This window comes from Pseudoxanthomonas sp. CCNWLY206-1, assembly GCF_039710385.1.
Taxonomy (GTDB): domain Bacteria; phylum Pseudomonadota; class Gammaproteobacteria; order Xanthomonadales; family Xanthomonadaceae; genus Pseudoxanthomonas_A.
In genome coordinates this window covers 108,115-121,447 of sequence record NZ_JBDKXI010000003.1, presented here as the reverse complement: position 1 = coordinate 121,447, position 13,333 = coordinate 108,115, and the positions used below count along the sequence as shown (strand labels likewise).

Here is a 13,333-nt window from a genome sequence, read left to right as displayed (position 1 = left end):
TGGTCCATTCCCTCATCCGGCGCTTCGCGCCACCTTCTCCCGGCGGGAGAAGGGAAAGCTGATCCTGGAGCTGCCATGAATCTCGAAACCCACACCCTGCAACAGCTCGACGCCGCCCATCACCTGCATCCGTTCAACGACAACGCGGCACTGGCGAAGAAGGGCACGCGCATTCTTACCCGTGGCGAAGGCTGCTATGTGTGGGATGCGGAAGGCAACCAATTGCTCGATGCGTTCGCCGGTTTGTGGTGCGTCAATGTCGGCTACGGCCGCAGGGAACTGGGCGAGGCCGCGTCGAAGCAGATGACGCAGCTGGCGTACTACAACAGCTTCTTTCAGTGCACCACGGAGCCGACGATCCAACTGGCCGCCAAGCTGGCCGAACTGGCGCCGGGCGATCTCAACCACGCGTTCTTCACCAACTCCGGTTCCGAAGCCAACGACACCATCCTGCGGCTGGTGCGTCATTTCTGGGCGGTGCAGGACCAGCCGCGGAAGAACATCTTCATCGGACGCCACGACGGCTATCACGGTACCACCATGGCCGGCGCCAGCCTGGGCGGCATGAAAGGCATGCACAAGCAGGGCGGGCTGCCGATTCCCGACATCCACCATATCGATCCGCCATTCTGGTTTGCCGATGGCGGCGAGCTGTCCGAAGACGACTACGGTCTGCTCGCAGCCAAGCGATTGGAAGACAAGATATTGGAGCTTGGGCCGGATCGTGTGGCCGCCTTTATCGGCGAACCCATCATGGGCGCCATCGGGGTGTACATTCCGCCGCGGACTTATTGGCCGGAAATCGAGCGCATCTGTCGTAAGTACGACGTGTTGTTGGTGGCCGACGAGGTAATCTGCGGTTTTGGCCGCACCGGCGAATGGTTCGGTTCCCAATATTTTGGTTTCCAGCCCGACGTCATGCCGATCGCCAAGGGCATCACTTCCGGCTATATCCCCTTGGGCGCGGCGATGTTCAACGATCGCGTGGCCGGCGTATTGAAAGAGCAGGGCGGGGAACTCGCGCATGGATGTACCTATTCCGGTCATCCGGTCTGCGCAGCGGTGGCGCTGGAGAACATTCGCATTCTGCAGGATGAAAAGATCGTCGAAACCTGCAAGCTGGATACCGGTCCTTATCTGGGCCAGCGCTGGGCCGAGCTGGGCGAACACCGGCTGGTAGGGCAGGCACGTATCGCCGGCATGATGGGCGCACTGGAACTGGTGCCGGACAAACGCAAGCGGGCTTACTTCCCGGACCGGGGCTCAGTGGGCGTGCTGTGCCGGGACATCGCCCTGCGGCATGGACTGATCCTGCGCGCTACCTGGGATGCCATGCTGCTGTCGCCGCCCTTGATCATCAATCGCGAACAGATCGATGAGCTATTCGAGAAAGCCTGGAAGGCGTTGGATGCTACCGCGGAGGCGCTAGGCCGGTGACCGGGACAACGGCCTGTCTTCCCAGCGTGATAGCCGGGCGTATTATGTTTTCTCCCCCTTTTTCGGTTTCTGGAGAAACCCCATGAAGCTCCGAGTGTTGGCCGCATTGATGGCTACCTTCGTACTGGCCGCCTGCGGCGATAAAGATGAAACCGCGAAGAAGGCCGAGGAAGCCAAGGTCGTCAACGTCTACAACTGGTCCGACTATATCGCCGAGGACACGCTACCCAATTTCGAGAAGGCGACCGGCGTCAAGGTCGTCTATGACGTATTCGACAGTGACGAGATGGTCGAAACCAAACTATTGGCCGGCTCCAGCGGCTACGACGTGGTGGTGCCATCGCTCAGTTTCCTGGGCAGGCAGATCCAGGCGGGCGTGTTCCTGCCGCTGGATAAAACCAAGATTCCCAACCTGAAGAATCTCGATCCGGAATTGCTCAAGCGCATCGCAGTGCAGGATCCGGGCAACCAGTACGCCGTGCCATATCTCTGGGGCACCAGCGGCATTGGCTATAACGTGGATAAAGTGAAAGCCGCCTTCGGCAATACTGAAGTCGCCAACAGCTGGGACTTGGTGTTCAAGCCGGAGAACCTGTCGAAGCTGAAGGACTGCGGCGTCACACTGCTGGATACGCCGTCCGAGCTGATCCCCATTGCGCTGAACTACCTGGGCGAGGATCCGCATAGCTTCGATCCGGCCACCATCGACAAGGCGGCTGCCTTACTGAAAGGCATCCGGCCATACATACGCAACTTCCACTCTTCGTCCTACATCAACGATCTGGCCAATGGCGATGTCTGCCTGGTGGTGGGTTGGTCGGGCGACGTGATCCAGGCCCGCGACCGCGCCGAAGAGGCAGGCAACGGAGTCAATATCGCGTATTCCATTCCGAAAGAGGGTGCGCCGCAGTGGTTCGACATGATGGCGATTCCCAAGGATGCCAAGCATGTGGACAACGCCTACGCGTTCATCAACTACATGTTGGATCCGAAAGTCGCGGCGGCGAACACCAACTTCGTGACCTATCCGAACGCCGTGCCCGCTTCAAAGCCGATGATCGATAAGTCGATCGTCGAGGATCCCACGATCTATCCACCGGCTGACGTGGACGCCAAGCTGTTCACCTTCGCGGTGTTGCCGCCGGAAGTGGATCGTCAGTACACCCGGATATGGACGGAACTCAAGACGGGGCAGTAAACATAAAGGGACGTGTGGGTCGGCGCGGAGCCGGCCCAGCCAGGCAGGGCGAAGATTCTGAAACAAAAATTTGTTCAAGCCGAAGTTTTGAAATAGAAGATTCTGAAGTGGGAAAGTCCAATCGAAGCACCCACCAGCCCATCACCCTGTCATGCCCGTCATATCTGGAGAGAGATTGATGAAATTGCGAGCCCTAGCGACCGCTATCCTCCTCGGCACTATCCTGGCCGCCTGCGGCGACAAGCCTGCAGACGGCACCGCTGCCAATAGCGAGAAGGAAGGAGAAGGCAAGGAAGTCAATGTCTACAACTGGTCCGACTACATCGCCGAGGACACGATTCCCAACTTCGAAAAGTCGTCGGGTATCAAGGTCACCTACGATGTCTTCGACAGCAACGAGGTACTGGAAACCAAGCTGCTCGCCGGTTCCAGCGGCTACGACATCGTCGTTCCCACGTTGAACTTCCTGGGCCGGCAGATCCAGGCCGGCGTTTTCATGCCGCTGGACAAAGCCAAGATCCCGAACTACGCCAACCTCGACCCGGAAATCATGAAACGGATCGAGTCGCAGGATCCGGGCAATCAGTACGCGATTCCCTACATGTGGGGCACCACCGGCATCGGCTACAACGTGGACAAGGTGAAGGCGGCTTTCGGCAATACCGATATCGCCAGCAGCCTGGACATCGTGTTCAAGCCAGAGAATATCTCCAAGCTGAAGGAGTGCGGCGTCACCTTGCTGGACACGCCGTCGGAAATCATCCCCATCACGCTGAACTATCTGGGCGAGGACCCCAATAGCACCGACCCGGCGGTGATCGACAAGGCCGCGGCGTTGCTGAAGACCATCCGCCCTTACATCACCAACTTCCACTCCTCGCAGTACATCGATGCGCTGGCCAATGGCGATACCTGTTTGGTGGTGGGCTGGTCGGGCGACATCATCCAGGCACGCGATCGTGCGGAAGAAGCGGGCAACGGAGTAAAGATCGCCTACGCCATTCCCAAGGAAGGCGCTCCACAGTGGTTCGACATGCTGGCTATTCCCAAGAGCGCAGAAAACATCGACAGCGCCTACGCCTTCATCAACTACCTGCTGGATCCGCAGGTGATGGCCAATAACTCCAACTTCATCAGCTATCCGAACGCCATCCCGAAGTCGAAGCCGCTGATGGACAAGTCCATCACGGAGGACCCGACGATCTATCCGCCACCGGAAGTCGCCGCGAAGCTCTTCACGTTTGCCATCATCCCGCCTGAAGTGGACCGGCAGTACACGCGTATCTGGACGGAGTTGAAGACGGGGCAGTGAGGTGAGGAGAGGGTAAAGGGTGAAGTCGCGCCTTCGGCGCTGTAAAGGGTTAAGTAAAAGCGGCACCTCATTCCCTTTGCAGGCGGAGCAGCCGCCGACTTCACTCATCACAGCCCGAAGCGCGGGCGGCTTTACCGTATGGGGAATCGCATGGCGGAAGACCACGGCACCAAAAGCGGCACCAAAGAAAATGCCGAGGCCTATCTGCGCATTGTCGATGTGCGCAAGGAGTTCGATGGTTTTGTTGCCGTCGACGACACCAACCTGACGATCCGCAAAGGCGAGGTCTTCGCGTTGCTGGGTGGGTCTGGTTGCGGAAAATCGACGCTGCTGCGCTGCCTGGGCGGTTTCGAAAAGCCCAGCGCCGGCAAGATCTACCTCGATGGCCAGGTCATGAATGATCTGCCGCCATACGAGCGTCCCATCAACATGATGTTCCAGTCGTATGCGTTGTTTCCGCACATGACGGTGGAGCAGAACATCGCGTTCGGATTGAAGCAGGACGGCTTGTCCAAGGATGCCATCAAGAAGCGCGTTGAAGAAATGTTGGCGCTGGTGCAACTCAATCGGCTGGCCAAGCGCAAACCGCACCAGCTATCTGGCGGCCAGCAGCAGCGCGTGGCGCTGGCGCGGTCGCTGGCGAAAGGGCCGAAGCTGTTGCTGCTGGACGAACCGATGGGCGCACTGGATAAGAAACTGCGTTCGCAGATGCAGCTGGAACTGGTCAATATCATCGAGAAATCCGGGGTGACCTGCGTGATGGTCACCCACGACCAGGAAGAGGCGATGACCATGGCGACCCGCATTGCTCTGATGGATGCAGGCCGCATTCGCCAGGTCGGTACGCCGGATGAAATCTACGAGCAGCCCACCAGCCGCTTCGCCGCCGAATTCGTTGGTTCGGTCAACCTGATGGAGGGCGTGATCGAGGAGGATGAATCCGACTACGTGACCATTCGTTGCCCGCAGTTGCCAGTCGCGATTTATATCGGCCACGGCATCTCCGGTTTCGAAGGCCAGCAGGTTTCCTTTGCGGTGCGCCCCGAAAAGCTGGGCATCGGCAAGCAGGAGCCGGAGCAGCCGCACAACAAAGCCAGGGGCATCATCGAGGACATCGCTTACTTTGGCAGCCATTCGGTCTATCACGTACGGTTGCCGGGCGGCTACAAGATGATGGCCAACTTCGCCAATGTGCAGCGCTGGGCCAGTGAAGGCATGACCTGGAACGACGAGGTGTGGGTGTGGTGGGGTGATAACGACGGCGTGGTACTGACGTCATGAAGGCCCCCGGCTTCCTCAAGAAACTCTCGCCGCACCCGCGCTGGGGCGTGATCGGGATTCCTTATGTGTGGTTGCTGCTGTTCTTCGCCATCCCGTTCCTGATCGTGCTGAAGATATCGTTCGCCAGGCTGGCGATCCAGATGCCGCCGTATACGCCGATCATGGAGTACGTGAACAACGCGGTGACCATGAAGCTCAATCTGAGCAACTACGTGGCGCTGTTCACCGATTCGCAATACGTGCGGGCCTATTTGAGCTCGGTCAAGATCGCCGCCATATCGACTTTCCTGGCGCTGCTGGTGGGCTATCCGATCGCCTATGTCATCGCCAGGCTGCCGCCGGCCTCACGGAACGTCGCCATGATGCTGGTGGTACTGCCGTCGTGGACGTCGTTCCTGATTCGGGTGTACGCATGGATCGGCATCCTCAAGAGCAGCGGACCGATCGGCAGGCTGCTGGAAGAGTTGGGGATCATCGACCTGCTGGTTGGACTGGGTCTCATCGAGGGTCGGCAAATCTTGTACACGCCGTTGGCCGCCTATGTCGGCATCGTGTACTGCTATCTGCCATTCATGGTGCTGCCGCTGTACACCAATCTGGTCAAGCACGATCAGCGATTGCTGGAAGCAGCCTACGATCTGGGCGCAAAGCCCTGGAAGGCATTTTTCACCATCACCTTGCCACTATCGCGTGCCGGCATCATCGCGGGCTGCATGCTGGTGATGATTCCCGCGGTGGGCGAGTTCGTGATTCCCGAGCTGCTGGGCGGACCGGACACGTTGATGATTGGCCGCGTGCTGTGGGGTGAATTCTTCAACAACCGCGACTGGCCGGCGGCATCGGCGGTTGCCATCGTGATGCTGATCCTGCTGCTGATTCCCATCCTGATCTTCAACCGTGTGCAACAGCGCGAGATGGAGGGGAAACTGATATGAGCAGCTTCGTCCGCCGCTGGCCGAGCTGGCTGATCCTGGGTCTGGGCTTCGCCTTCCTGTATGTGCCGGTCTTCATCCTGATGGCGTACTCATTCAACGAGTCGCGCCTGGCGACGGTGTGGTCCGGCTTTTCCTTCAAGTGGTACGGCGCATTGTTTCGTGACAAGCAGATGCTCGATGCGGCCTGGATCAGCATCAAGGTGGCGTTCTGGACCGCTACCGCCGCGGTCGTGTTGGGCACGATGGCGGCGCTGGCGATGACGCGCATGCGCAGATTTGCAGGCAAGACACTTTTCGGCGCGTTGATTACCGCACCGCTTGTGATGCCGGAAGTGATCATCGGTTTGTCGTTGCTGCTGATGTTCGTGTCGCTGGGCGAAATGTTCAATCTGACGCCCAAAGGCATCATCGCAATCTGGATAGCCCATGTGACGTTCACGCTGGCCTTCGTCACCGTGGTCGTATCGTCGCGACTAGCTGAACTGGACAGATCGCTAGAAGAAGCCGCCATGGATCTGGGTGCCAACCGGATCAAGGTGTTCTTCCTGATCACGCTGCCGATCATCGCGCCCGCGCTGGTGTCGGGCTGGCTGCTGGCGTTCACGTTGTCGCTGGACGATGTGGTGATCGCCAGCTTTGTGGCCGGCCCCAGTTCCACCACGCTGCCGATGAAAGTGTTCTCGTCGGTGCGGCTGGGATTAAGTCCGAAGATCAACGCACTCGCCACGCTGATGATCGTGGCCGTGTCGATCGCCGCGTTCCTGGCATGGTGGCTGATGTACCGCGAAGAGAAGCGGCGTCAACGCGATATGCAGATGGCGTTGCAGGAGAATGGGTGACTTTCACCCTGCAGGAGCGGCGTCCCGTCGCGAGCTCTTTGCTTTTTTATCGGCAATTCTCTGAAGAGCTCGCGGCGGGACGCCGCTCCTACAAGGTTTTTCAACCGCGTAACGCCTCCGGACGCAAAATTGATGTGATCCATCCAGGAGATTCCCATGGCCGTAGACATCATCAATCCCGCTAACGGCAAGATCGAGCACCGCCAGGAGTTGATGAGCGCGGCAACCGTGGAAGCCGTATTGGCCGCGGCCCAGAAAGCTTTCCCTGCATGGTCATCCCGGCCGCTTAATGAGCGCGGCGAGTTGCTGCGGCGCGTTGGTGCGGAACTGCGGCGGCGTAAGGACGACTTCCAGCGCACCATGACCGCGGAGATGGGCAAGCTGCGCAAGGAGGCGCTGGGCGAAGTGGAAAAGTGCGCCGGCGCCTGCGATTACTACGCCGATCATGCCGTCGACTATCTGCGCGACCAGCCCGTCACGACCGATGGCAGCAAGAGCTACGTCCGCTATGAACCGCTGGGCTGCGTGCTGGCGGTGATGCCGTGGAATTTCCCTATTTGGCAGGTGTTTCGTTTCCTGGCACCGGCGCTGATGGCAGGCAATGTCGCCGTGCTTAAACATGCCAGCAATGTGCCTGGTTGCGCCGATCTCATTTCCAAAGCTTTGAACGCCGCAGGTATTCCGCATGGCGTATTCGGCGTACTGCACATCGATAACGATCAGGCCGCGGAGGTGATTCGCGACTCGCGCATCGTCGCGGTGACGTTGACCGGCAGCGAACGCGCCGGGCGTTCGGTGGCGTCCAACGCGGGCCAGCAGTTGAAGAAATGCGTGATGGAATTGGGCGGCAGCGACGCTTTCGTAGTGCTGGACGATGCCGATCTGGAAAAGACCGTGGCCGGGGCGGTGGCATCGCGCTTCGCCAATGCAGGACAGACCTGCATCGCCGCCAAGCGCTTCATCGTGGTCGATGTCATTGCGGAAGAATTCGTGAAGCGATTCGTTGACGCATCGTCCAAGCTCACCTTGGGGGATCCGCAGCAGGATTCCACCACGCTGGCGCCGTTGGCGCGGCAGGACCTTCGCGACGATCTGCACAAGCAGGTGCAAGCCAGCATCGCCAAGGGTGCAAAACCTTTGTTGGGTTGTCAGCTTGATGGATCGTACGCCGGCTACCCGGCGTCGATTCTCGACGAGGTTCGGCCAGGCATGCCGGCCTACGAGGAAGAACTGTTCGGGCCCGTTGCCAGCATCCTGCGTGTGCGCGACGAGGCGGAAGCGATACGCGTCGCCAATGACACGACATTCGGTTTGGGCGGCAGTGTATGGACGGGCGACGCCGCGCGTGGCGACAGAGTTGCGCGCCAGCTGCAAGTAGGCGCGGCCTTCGTCAACGCCATCGTGCGCAGCGATGTGCGGCTGCCGTTCGGCGGCACCAAGCGATCAGGTTTTGGCCGCGAACTGGCCGAGCACGGCATTCACGAGTTCATGAATATCAAGTCGGTCTATGTGGCGTGATGCGTCAATTCGAAGGACATGAATGTAGGAGCGGCGTCCCGCCGCGAGCTCTTCCTGTCAGATTGCCGTGGACACAAAGAACGATGGAAACTGTCTGCTCGCCATCTGGACGCGCTGCGGCGCGTTTTTTCTTCGCAGCACCGTGCTGCCGTCGAGGCGCGCTCGCGGCGAGACGCCGCTCCTACAAGGGCCGCTTTGGGCCTTGGTCCACGATTGGAACAGATGGTTACAGTGGCCATCATTCCGTAGCGGCCAAGGTGGTGCCATCTTGTCGTGGTCCCAAAGGAGTCGCCATGAACACCCCTGTTCAAGCCAGCACTACCAGTGCTACCCAAACCAGCCCTGCCCGCATCCTGCGCAAAGTGCGCGGCCGCGCCGCTTCCGATGGTGCCGGCGTCAAACTGACGCGGGTGATCGGCGGCCCTGACCTCCCGGATCTGGATCCGTTCCTGCTGCTGGATGAGTTTGGTACCGATCGCGCCGAAGACTATCTCGCGGGCTTTCCCGATCACCCGCATCGTGGCTTCGAAACCGTCACGTACATGTTGGATGGCCGCATGCGCCATCGCGACAACCATGGCAACGAAGGTCTGCTGACGCCGGGTTCGGTGCAGTGGATGACGGCCGGCCGTGGCTTGGTGCATTCGGAAATGCCCGAGCAAGAATCCGGGCGCATGCGCGGTTTTCAACTGTGGGTGAATCTACCCGCGCGCGAGAAGATGACCGATCCCAGATATCAGGAGTTCGCGCCGGATCGCATTCCTTCCGCGACACCTGCCAAGGGCGTCAGCGTGAAGGTGATCGCTGGTGCGGTAGGCGAAGTGGTGGGCCCCATCGTGCAGCCGGCCACTGATCCGCTATATCTGGACATTGCATTGGAAGCAGGGCATGACTGGCGCTACCTGTTGCCCGAAGGCCACAACATCTTCGCCTACGCGTTCGAAGGCGCGATAACCGTGGGCGAAGGTGATGACGCCCGGTCGCTGGAAACACACGAGCTAGCGGTATTGGGCGGTGGGAACGAGCTGCAACTAAGGGCTGGCAGCCAACCTGCGCGATTGATCCTGGTCGCCGGACGGCCCTTGCGCGAGCCGGTGATGCGCCACGGTCCTTTCGTGATGAATACACGGGAAGAACTGATGCAGGCCTTCGTCGATTTCCAGGAAGGCCGTTTCTAGATATACGAGATATGCAGGAGCGGCGTCCCGCCGCTCCTGCAGAAGCGAACTGTGCGGGGTCAACGCCCGGCAGAAAGCAAAATCGCGCTGGTCTCGTTGACATCCAATTGCCGTGCCAGCGATTGCAGCGAACCTAATTCTTCCGTGGACCCGGCATTGATCCAGACCTGAGCGTAGTGATTCTTGCCTAGCTTGATCACGGTGATACGGCGCGACTCCGCGTCGGGAAAGCTGCGGCCTGCGAGATCGGGACGATACCAGTGGAGTTCCTTGCCGGAAAACATCCCTTCTTCGGCGCGTAGCGGACGACTGAGGCTGATATCGGGATCCTTTGAGGTCAGCATCACGTTCAACACCTGGCGTCCGTCCTGCGTCACCGCCTTGCAGGCGATGAATTCGCGATCTATCCGCTGCTCCCATTGCAGATCGGAGTTGGCGGGTAGGGCGGGGCATTGAAACGATTGTTGCGCCAGCGCGGTGGCAGGCAATAACAACAAACTTAGGACAAGAGCGGTCTTCATGCGGGCGTCCCCTTGAGCGGTGTCGCAATGCGCGGCAAATGTTCTGGCGTTGATCAGGATCGCCGTGGCAGGCCGTCATGCTGGCCAGACCTCGTTCGTACATCCCCATGGTTCCCACGGCGTCCGCCTGCCGGCTTCCCCGCTGGCAGGTGCATCGACCATAGCCCAAGCGATGGGCTAAAACAACCTGATAGAAGCGGTATTCAACTGGTTTGAGCGCCTTTCCTCTCAATGCGGGAAGGACAGAGATGACGATCGATTCGTCTGCTTTCAGATGAAACTATTCCGGATCACTGGAGCAGGCAGGATCGCCTGAGAGGTGTTTCCTGAAGAGAGCGGACCCGCTGGCGCAGGCGAAGGCCTGGCCAGCGGGCGACGGATCAGGCTTCGTCGCGGCCCAGCCAGCCGTAGAGCATGCCGCCGATCAGGCCGCCCAGGATCGGTGCCAGCCAGAACAGCCACAGCTGACTCAGGGCGCCGGAGCCGGCGAACAGCGCCACGCCGGTGGAACGGGCGGGGTTCACCGAGGTGTTGGTCACCGGAATGCTGATCAGGTGGATCAGGGTCAGCGCAAGACCGATCGCGATTGGCGCGAATCCCGCCGGCGCGCGCTTGTGGGTAGCGCCCATGATGACGATCAGGAAGAACGCGGTCAGCACCACTTCGGTCAAAAAGCCCGCAGCAACCGAATAGCCGCCTGGTGATAAAGCGCCGTAGCCGTTGCTGGCGAACGCGCCGGCGGCTGCGGGATCGATGGCGAAAGCCGCCGTGCCCTTGGCGATCTGCAGCAGGATGAAACCCGCCGCAACGCCGCCGATCACCTGCGCGATCACATAAGGCAGAAGTTGTTTGGCCGGAAAGCGGCCGCCCGCCCAGAGGCCGAAACTGACCGCCGGGTTGAAATGGCCGCCGGAAGTATGGCCGAAGGCATACGCGCCGGTCAGCACGGTAAGGCCGAACGCCAATGACACCCCCAACAACCCAATACCCAGCGGATTGCCATCGCCACCGAAATTGGCTGCCAGCACCGCGCTACCACACCCACCCAGTACCAGCCAGAACGTACCCAGGAACTCTGCCGCCAGCTTCTTGCCAAGATTCATCGGAATCTCCTTGAGGTTGATCAAACCGTCGGCCGACGGCGCAGGCACCATAGCCAGACGCGGGGAAGGGGGCAAGTATTTGTTTTTATGTGATATTGCGACCGTTATGTAATAGCGGGTTCTGGCCTGTTGGAGCGGCGTCTCGTCGGTAGGAGCGGCGTCTCGCCGCAAGCTCTTTCTATCAGGTCGCGATTAAGCGGGGAGCTCGCGCCGAGACGGCGCTCCTACCCTCGTCGGAAAAAATCTGCCCCGGCAGTTGTGCTTTACATCAACGCTCCGGCAACGGAATGAATTCCGTTTCGCCCGGGATCTGCCCGAAACGGCCTTCGAGCCAATCCTGCTTGGCTTGCTCGATGCGTTCCTTCGAACTGGACACAAAATTCCACCACATATGGCGCGGTGCATCCAAAGGTTCGCCGCCCAGCAGCATCGCCTTGAGTGGCGTCTTGGCACGCAGCACCGGACGAACGCCGCGGTCGAGCACAACCAGATGCTTCTCTGGAATGTCCGCGCCGTCCAACTGCGCATCGCCTTCCAATACGTACAGGGCTCGCTCGACGGCGGTATCGTCGATGGTCAATTCCGCATCGGCCACCAGATCGACGGCGACGTTGAAGGTATCGGCAAATACCCGCACGGGCGATTCTTCGCCAAAGGCGCGGCCCGCGATGACGCGCACGAAAGCGCCATCGCGACGCCACTGCGGCAACGTCGCGGCGGCGTGATGATGGAATTCGGGTGCGACCTCTTCGTCCCTCTTGGGTAGCGCCACCCACGTCTGCATACCGTGTATCGCATGGCCTTGGCCGCGTTCGCTGGCCGGTGTGCGTTCGGAATGCGCGATCCCGCGACCAGCGGTCATCCAGTTGACGTCGCCGGGCACGATCACCTGTTCCGAACCGAGGGTGTCCTTGTGGTTGATCGCGCCCGCCCAGAGGAAGGTCACTGTCGCCAAGCCGATATGCGGGTGCGGCCGCACGTCGATGCCGCGCCCAGGCTCGAATATGGCCGGGCCCATGTGGTCGACGAATACGAACGGCCCCACGCTACGGGCTTGCAGGCTGGGTACGGCGCGGCGCACTTCGAAGCCGCCGCCCAGGTCATGGATGCGGGGTGTAATGAGAGTAGTCATGGGGCCTCCTGTGTGGCTGGCAGGATGGCATAGCTAGGGCGGAAGTCTGTCGTCGCTGCAGAAACGATCCGTTGCGTATCGGGTGCGGGATTGGGAATTGCGTACCGCATACCGCGACAGGTCTATCAAAATAAACCGGCCTTTCCCGATGACGCCAGAACGCTCACTTCACCGCGCCGCGACGCCAAGCGATCAGCCAGTCGCGTAGGCTCCGGCAAGCGATAGCCAGCCAGGAAGCGCAGCACCAACGCCGCGGAGGTTTCCATGGATACGCGGTGCCCCGGCGACACGATCAGCGGATTGCAGCGTCGTTTGCTGCGCAGCGCCCAGCCGATCTGTTCCCCGCGATGCAGCAGGGGGCTGCGGTCGCCGGGTTGCGGGCCGGGTTCTTCGTAGTTGCCGCACAGGACTTTTTTCGCGACGCCTATGGTGGGAAGTCCGGTGGCGACACCGAAGTGAGCCGCGACGCCGAGCCGGCGCGGGTGCGCGATGCCCTGGCCATCCACGAAGATCAGATCGGGTGCGCGCGTCAGCATTGAGCTCGCCTCCATCAACGCCGGCAACTCCCGGAAGCTCAACAGTCCCGGCACATACGGCATCGACGTGGAAACGCGGACGATATGCGTCTCGATGGGCTGAAGCGTCTGCGCATCCAACAGCACCACGGCCGCGCGAGTGCGGGTGCCTTCGTCCTCGAAGCCGACATCGAAGCCCGCCAGCAGATGAGGCTCTGGGAAATCGTCCCGCAAGGAAACGCGCTGCGCGAGTTCGGCCTGCAGCGCGCGCGCTGCCGCTACGCTGCCGTCCCAGTCGCCGAATACGTCCGATCGCATCGTGTCATTCATGCGGATAAGGTTAACGCCGGGATGTTTGCATGGC

At 60.5% G+C, this 13,333-nt stretch carries 12 protein-coding genes; 8 read left to right on the top strand and 4 right to left on the bottom strand.

The genetic code is table 11. The features are described 5' to 3' along the window. Positions 1 to 75 precede the first annotated feature (75 nt). The 8 genes from AADW18_RS08090 to AADW18_RS08055 all read left to right on the top strand — a co-directional run bounded on the left by AADW18_RS08090 (position 76) and on the right by AADW18_RS08055 (position 9,698). Positions 76 to 1,437, top strand: coding sequence for an aspartate aminotransferase family protein (locus AADW18_RS08090; protein ID WP_337342862.1), 1,362 nt, complete (start codon positions 76 to 78; stop codon positions 1,435 to 1,437). Positions 1,438 to 1,519: 82 nt separating this feature from the next. After that, the gene (locus AADW18_RS08085; RefSeq protein WP_337342861.1) at positions 1,520 to 2,635 is read left to right on the top strand and encodes a polyamine ABC transporter substrate-binding protein; all 1,116 of its coding nucleotides are present in this window, start codon (positions 1,520 to 1,522) and stop codon (positions 2,633 to 2,635) included. A 178-nt stretch (positions 2,636 to 2,813) separates the two neighbouring features. Beyond that, positions 2,814 to 3,947: a polyamine ABC transporter substrate-binding protein gene (locus AADW18_RS08080; RefSeq protein WP_337342860.1), complete on the top strand. Its 1,134-nt coding sequence runs from the start codon at positions 2,814 to 2,816 to the stop codon at positions 3,945 to 3,947. 150 nt (positions 3,948 to 4,097) lie between these two features. Continuing rightward, positions 4,098 to 5,228 carry a polyamine ABC transporter ATP-binding protein gene (gene potA, locus AADW18_RS08075; RefSeq protein WP_337342859.1) on the top strand — a complete coding sequence of 377 codons (1,131 nt, stop codon included), beginning with the start codon at positions 4,098 to 4,100 and terminating at the stop codon, positions 5,226 to 5,228. Next, positions 5,225 to 6,163 (top strand): ABC transporter permease subunit, encoded by a 939-nt coding sequence (locus AADW18_RS08070; protein ID WP_337342858.1) that lies wholly within the window; start codon positions 5,225 to 5,227, stop codon positions 6,161 to 6,163. The genes potA and AADW18_RS08070 overlap by 4 nt, the downstream gene beginning before the upstream one ends. After that, positions 6,160 to 7,002, top strand: coding sequence for an ABC transporter permease subunit (locus AADW18_RS08065; RefSeq protein ID WP_337342857.1), 843 nt, complete (start codon positions 6,160 to 6,162; stop codon positions 7,000 to 7,002). Before AADW18_RS08070 ends, AADW18_RS08065 begins: the two co-directional genes overlap by 4 nt. A 156-nt stretch (positions 7,003 to 7,158) precedes the next feature. Then, on the top strand, positions 7,159 to 8,520 hold the full coding sequence (locus tag AADW18_RS08060; RefSeq protein WP_337342856.1) for an NAD-dependent succinate-semialdehyde dehydrogenase: 1,362 nt from the start codon (positions 7,159 to 7,161) through the stop codon (positions 8,518 to 8,520). A 293-nt stretch (positions 8,521 to 8,813) separates the two neighbouring features. Further along, positions 8,814 to 9,698, top strand: a complete 885-nt coding sequence (locus tag AADW18_RS08055; protein ID WP_337342855.1) for a pirin family protein — start codon at positions 8,814 to 8,816, stop codon at positions 9,696 to 9,698. Positions 9,699 to 9,757: 59 nt separating this feature from the next. Here AADW18_RS08055 and AADW18_RS08050 read toward each other — a convergent pair whose 3' ends face one another. The 4 genes from AADW18_RS08050 to nfi all read right to left on the bottom strand — a co-directional run bounded on the left by AADW18_RS08050 (position 9,758) and on the right by nfi (position 13,287). Further along, complete coding sequence (locus tag AADW18_RS08050) at positions 9,758 to 10,219, bottom strand: hypothetical protein (RefSeq protein ID WP_337342854.1); 462 nt, start codon at positions 10,217 to 10,219, stop codon at positions 9,758 to 9,760. A gap of 380 nt (positions 10,220 to 10,599) precedes the next feature. Then, positions 10,600 to 11,322, bottom strand: coding sequence for an aquaporin Z (gene aqpZ / locus AADW18_RS08045; protein WP_337342853.1), 723 nt, complete (start codon positions 11,320 to 11,322; stop codon positions 10,600 to 10,602). A 268-nt stretch (positions 11,323 to 11,590) separates the two neighbouring features. Beyond that, a complete protein-coding gene (locus AADW18_RS08040; RefSeq protein ID WP_337342852.1) occupies positions 11,591 to 12,454 on the bottom strand; it encodes a pirin family protein in 864 nt (287 codons plus the stop codon). 125 nt (positions 12,455 to 12,579) lie between these two features. Next, positions 12,580 to 13,287, bottom strand: a complete 708-nt coding sequence (gene nfi, locus AADW18_RS08035) for a deoxyribonuclease V (protein WP_337342851.1) — start codon at positions 13,285 to 13,287, stop codon at positions 12,580 to 12,582. Between the last annotated feature and the right edge of the window lie 46 nt (positions 13,288 to 13,333).

Bases quoted from the DNA above. Each gene is read 5' to 3' on its own strand.
- AADW18_RS08070 (WP_337342858.1), top strand. From the start codon at position 5,225: ATGAAGGCCCCCGGCTTCCTCAAGAAACTCTCGCCGCACCCGCGCTGG.
- nfi (WP_337342851.1), bottom strand. From the start codon at position 13,287: ATGCGATCGGACGTATTCGGCGACTGGGACGGCAGCGTAGCGGCAGCG.
- AADW18_RS08065 (WP_337342857.1), top strand. From the start codon at position 6,160: ATGAGCAGCTTCGTCCGCCGCTGGCCGAGCTGGCTGATCCTGGGTCTG.
- AADW18_RS08050 (WP_337342854.1), bottom strand. From the start codon at position 10,219: ATGAAGACCGCTCTTGTCCTAAGTTTGTTGTTATTGCCTGCCACCGCG.
- AADW18_RS08060 (WP_337342856.1), top strand. From the start codon at position 7,159: ATGGCCGTAGACATCATCAATCCCGCTAACGGCAAGATCGAGCACCGC.
- AADW18_RS08085 (WP_337342861.1), top strand. From the start codon at position 1,520: ATGAAGCTCCGAGTGTTGGCCGCATTGATGGCTACCTTCGTACTGGCC.
- aqpZ (WP_337342853.1), bottom strand. From the start codon at position 11,322: ATGAATCTTGGCAAGAAGCTGGCGGCAGAGTTCCTGGGTACGTTCTGG.
- AADW18_RS08055 (WP_337342855.1), top strand. From the start codon at position 8,814: ATGAACACCCCTGTTCAAGCCAGCACTACCAGTGCTACCCAAACCAGC.
- AADW18_RS08040 (WP_337342852.1), bottom strand. From the start codon at position 12,454: ATGACTACTCTCATTACACCCCGCATCCATGACCTGGGCGGCGGCTTC.
- AADW18_RS08090 (WP_337342862.1), top strand. From the start codon at position 76: ATGAATCTCGAAACCCACACCCTGCAACAGCTCGACGCCGCCCATCAC.
- potA (WP_337342859.1), top strand. From the start codon at position 4,098: ATGGCGGAAGACCACGGCACCAAAAGCGGCACCAAAGAAAATGCCGAG.
- AADW18_RS08080 (WP_337342860.1), top strand. From the start codon at position 2,814: ATGAAATTGCGAGCCCTAGCGACCGCTATCCTCCTCGGCACTATCCTG.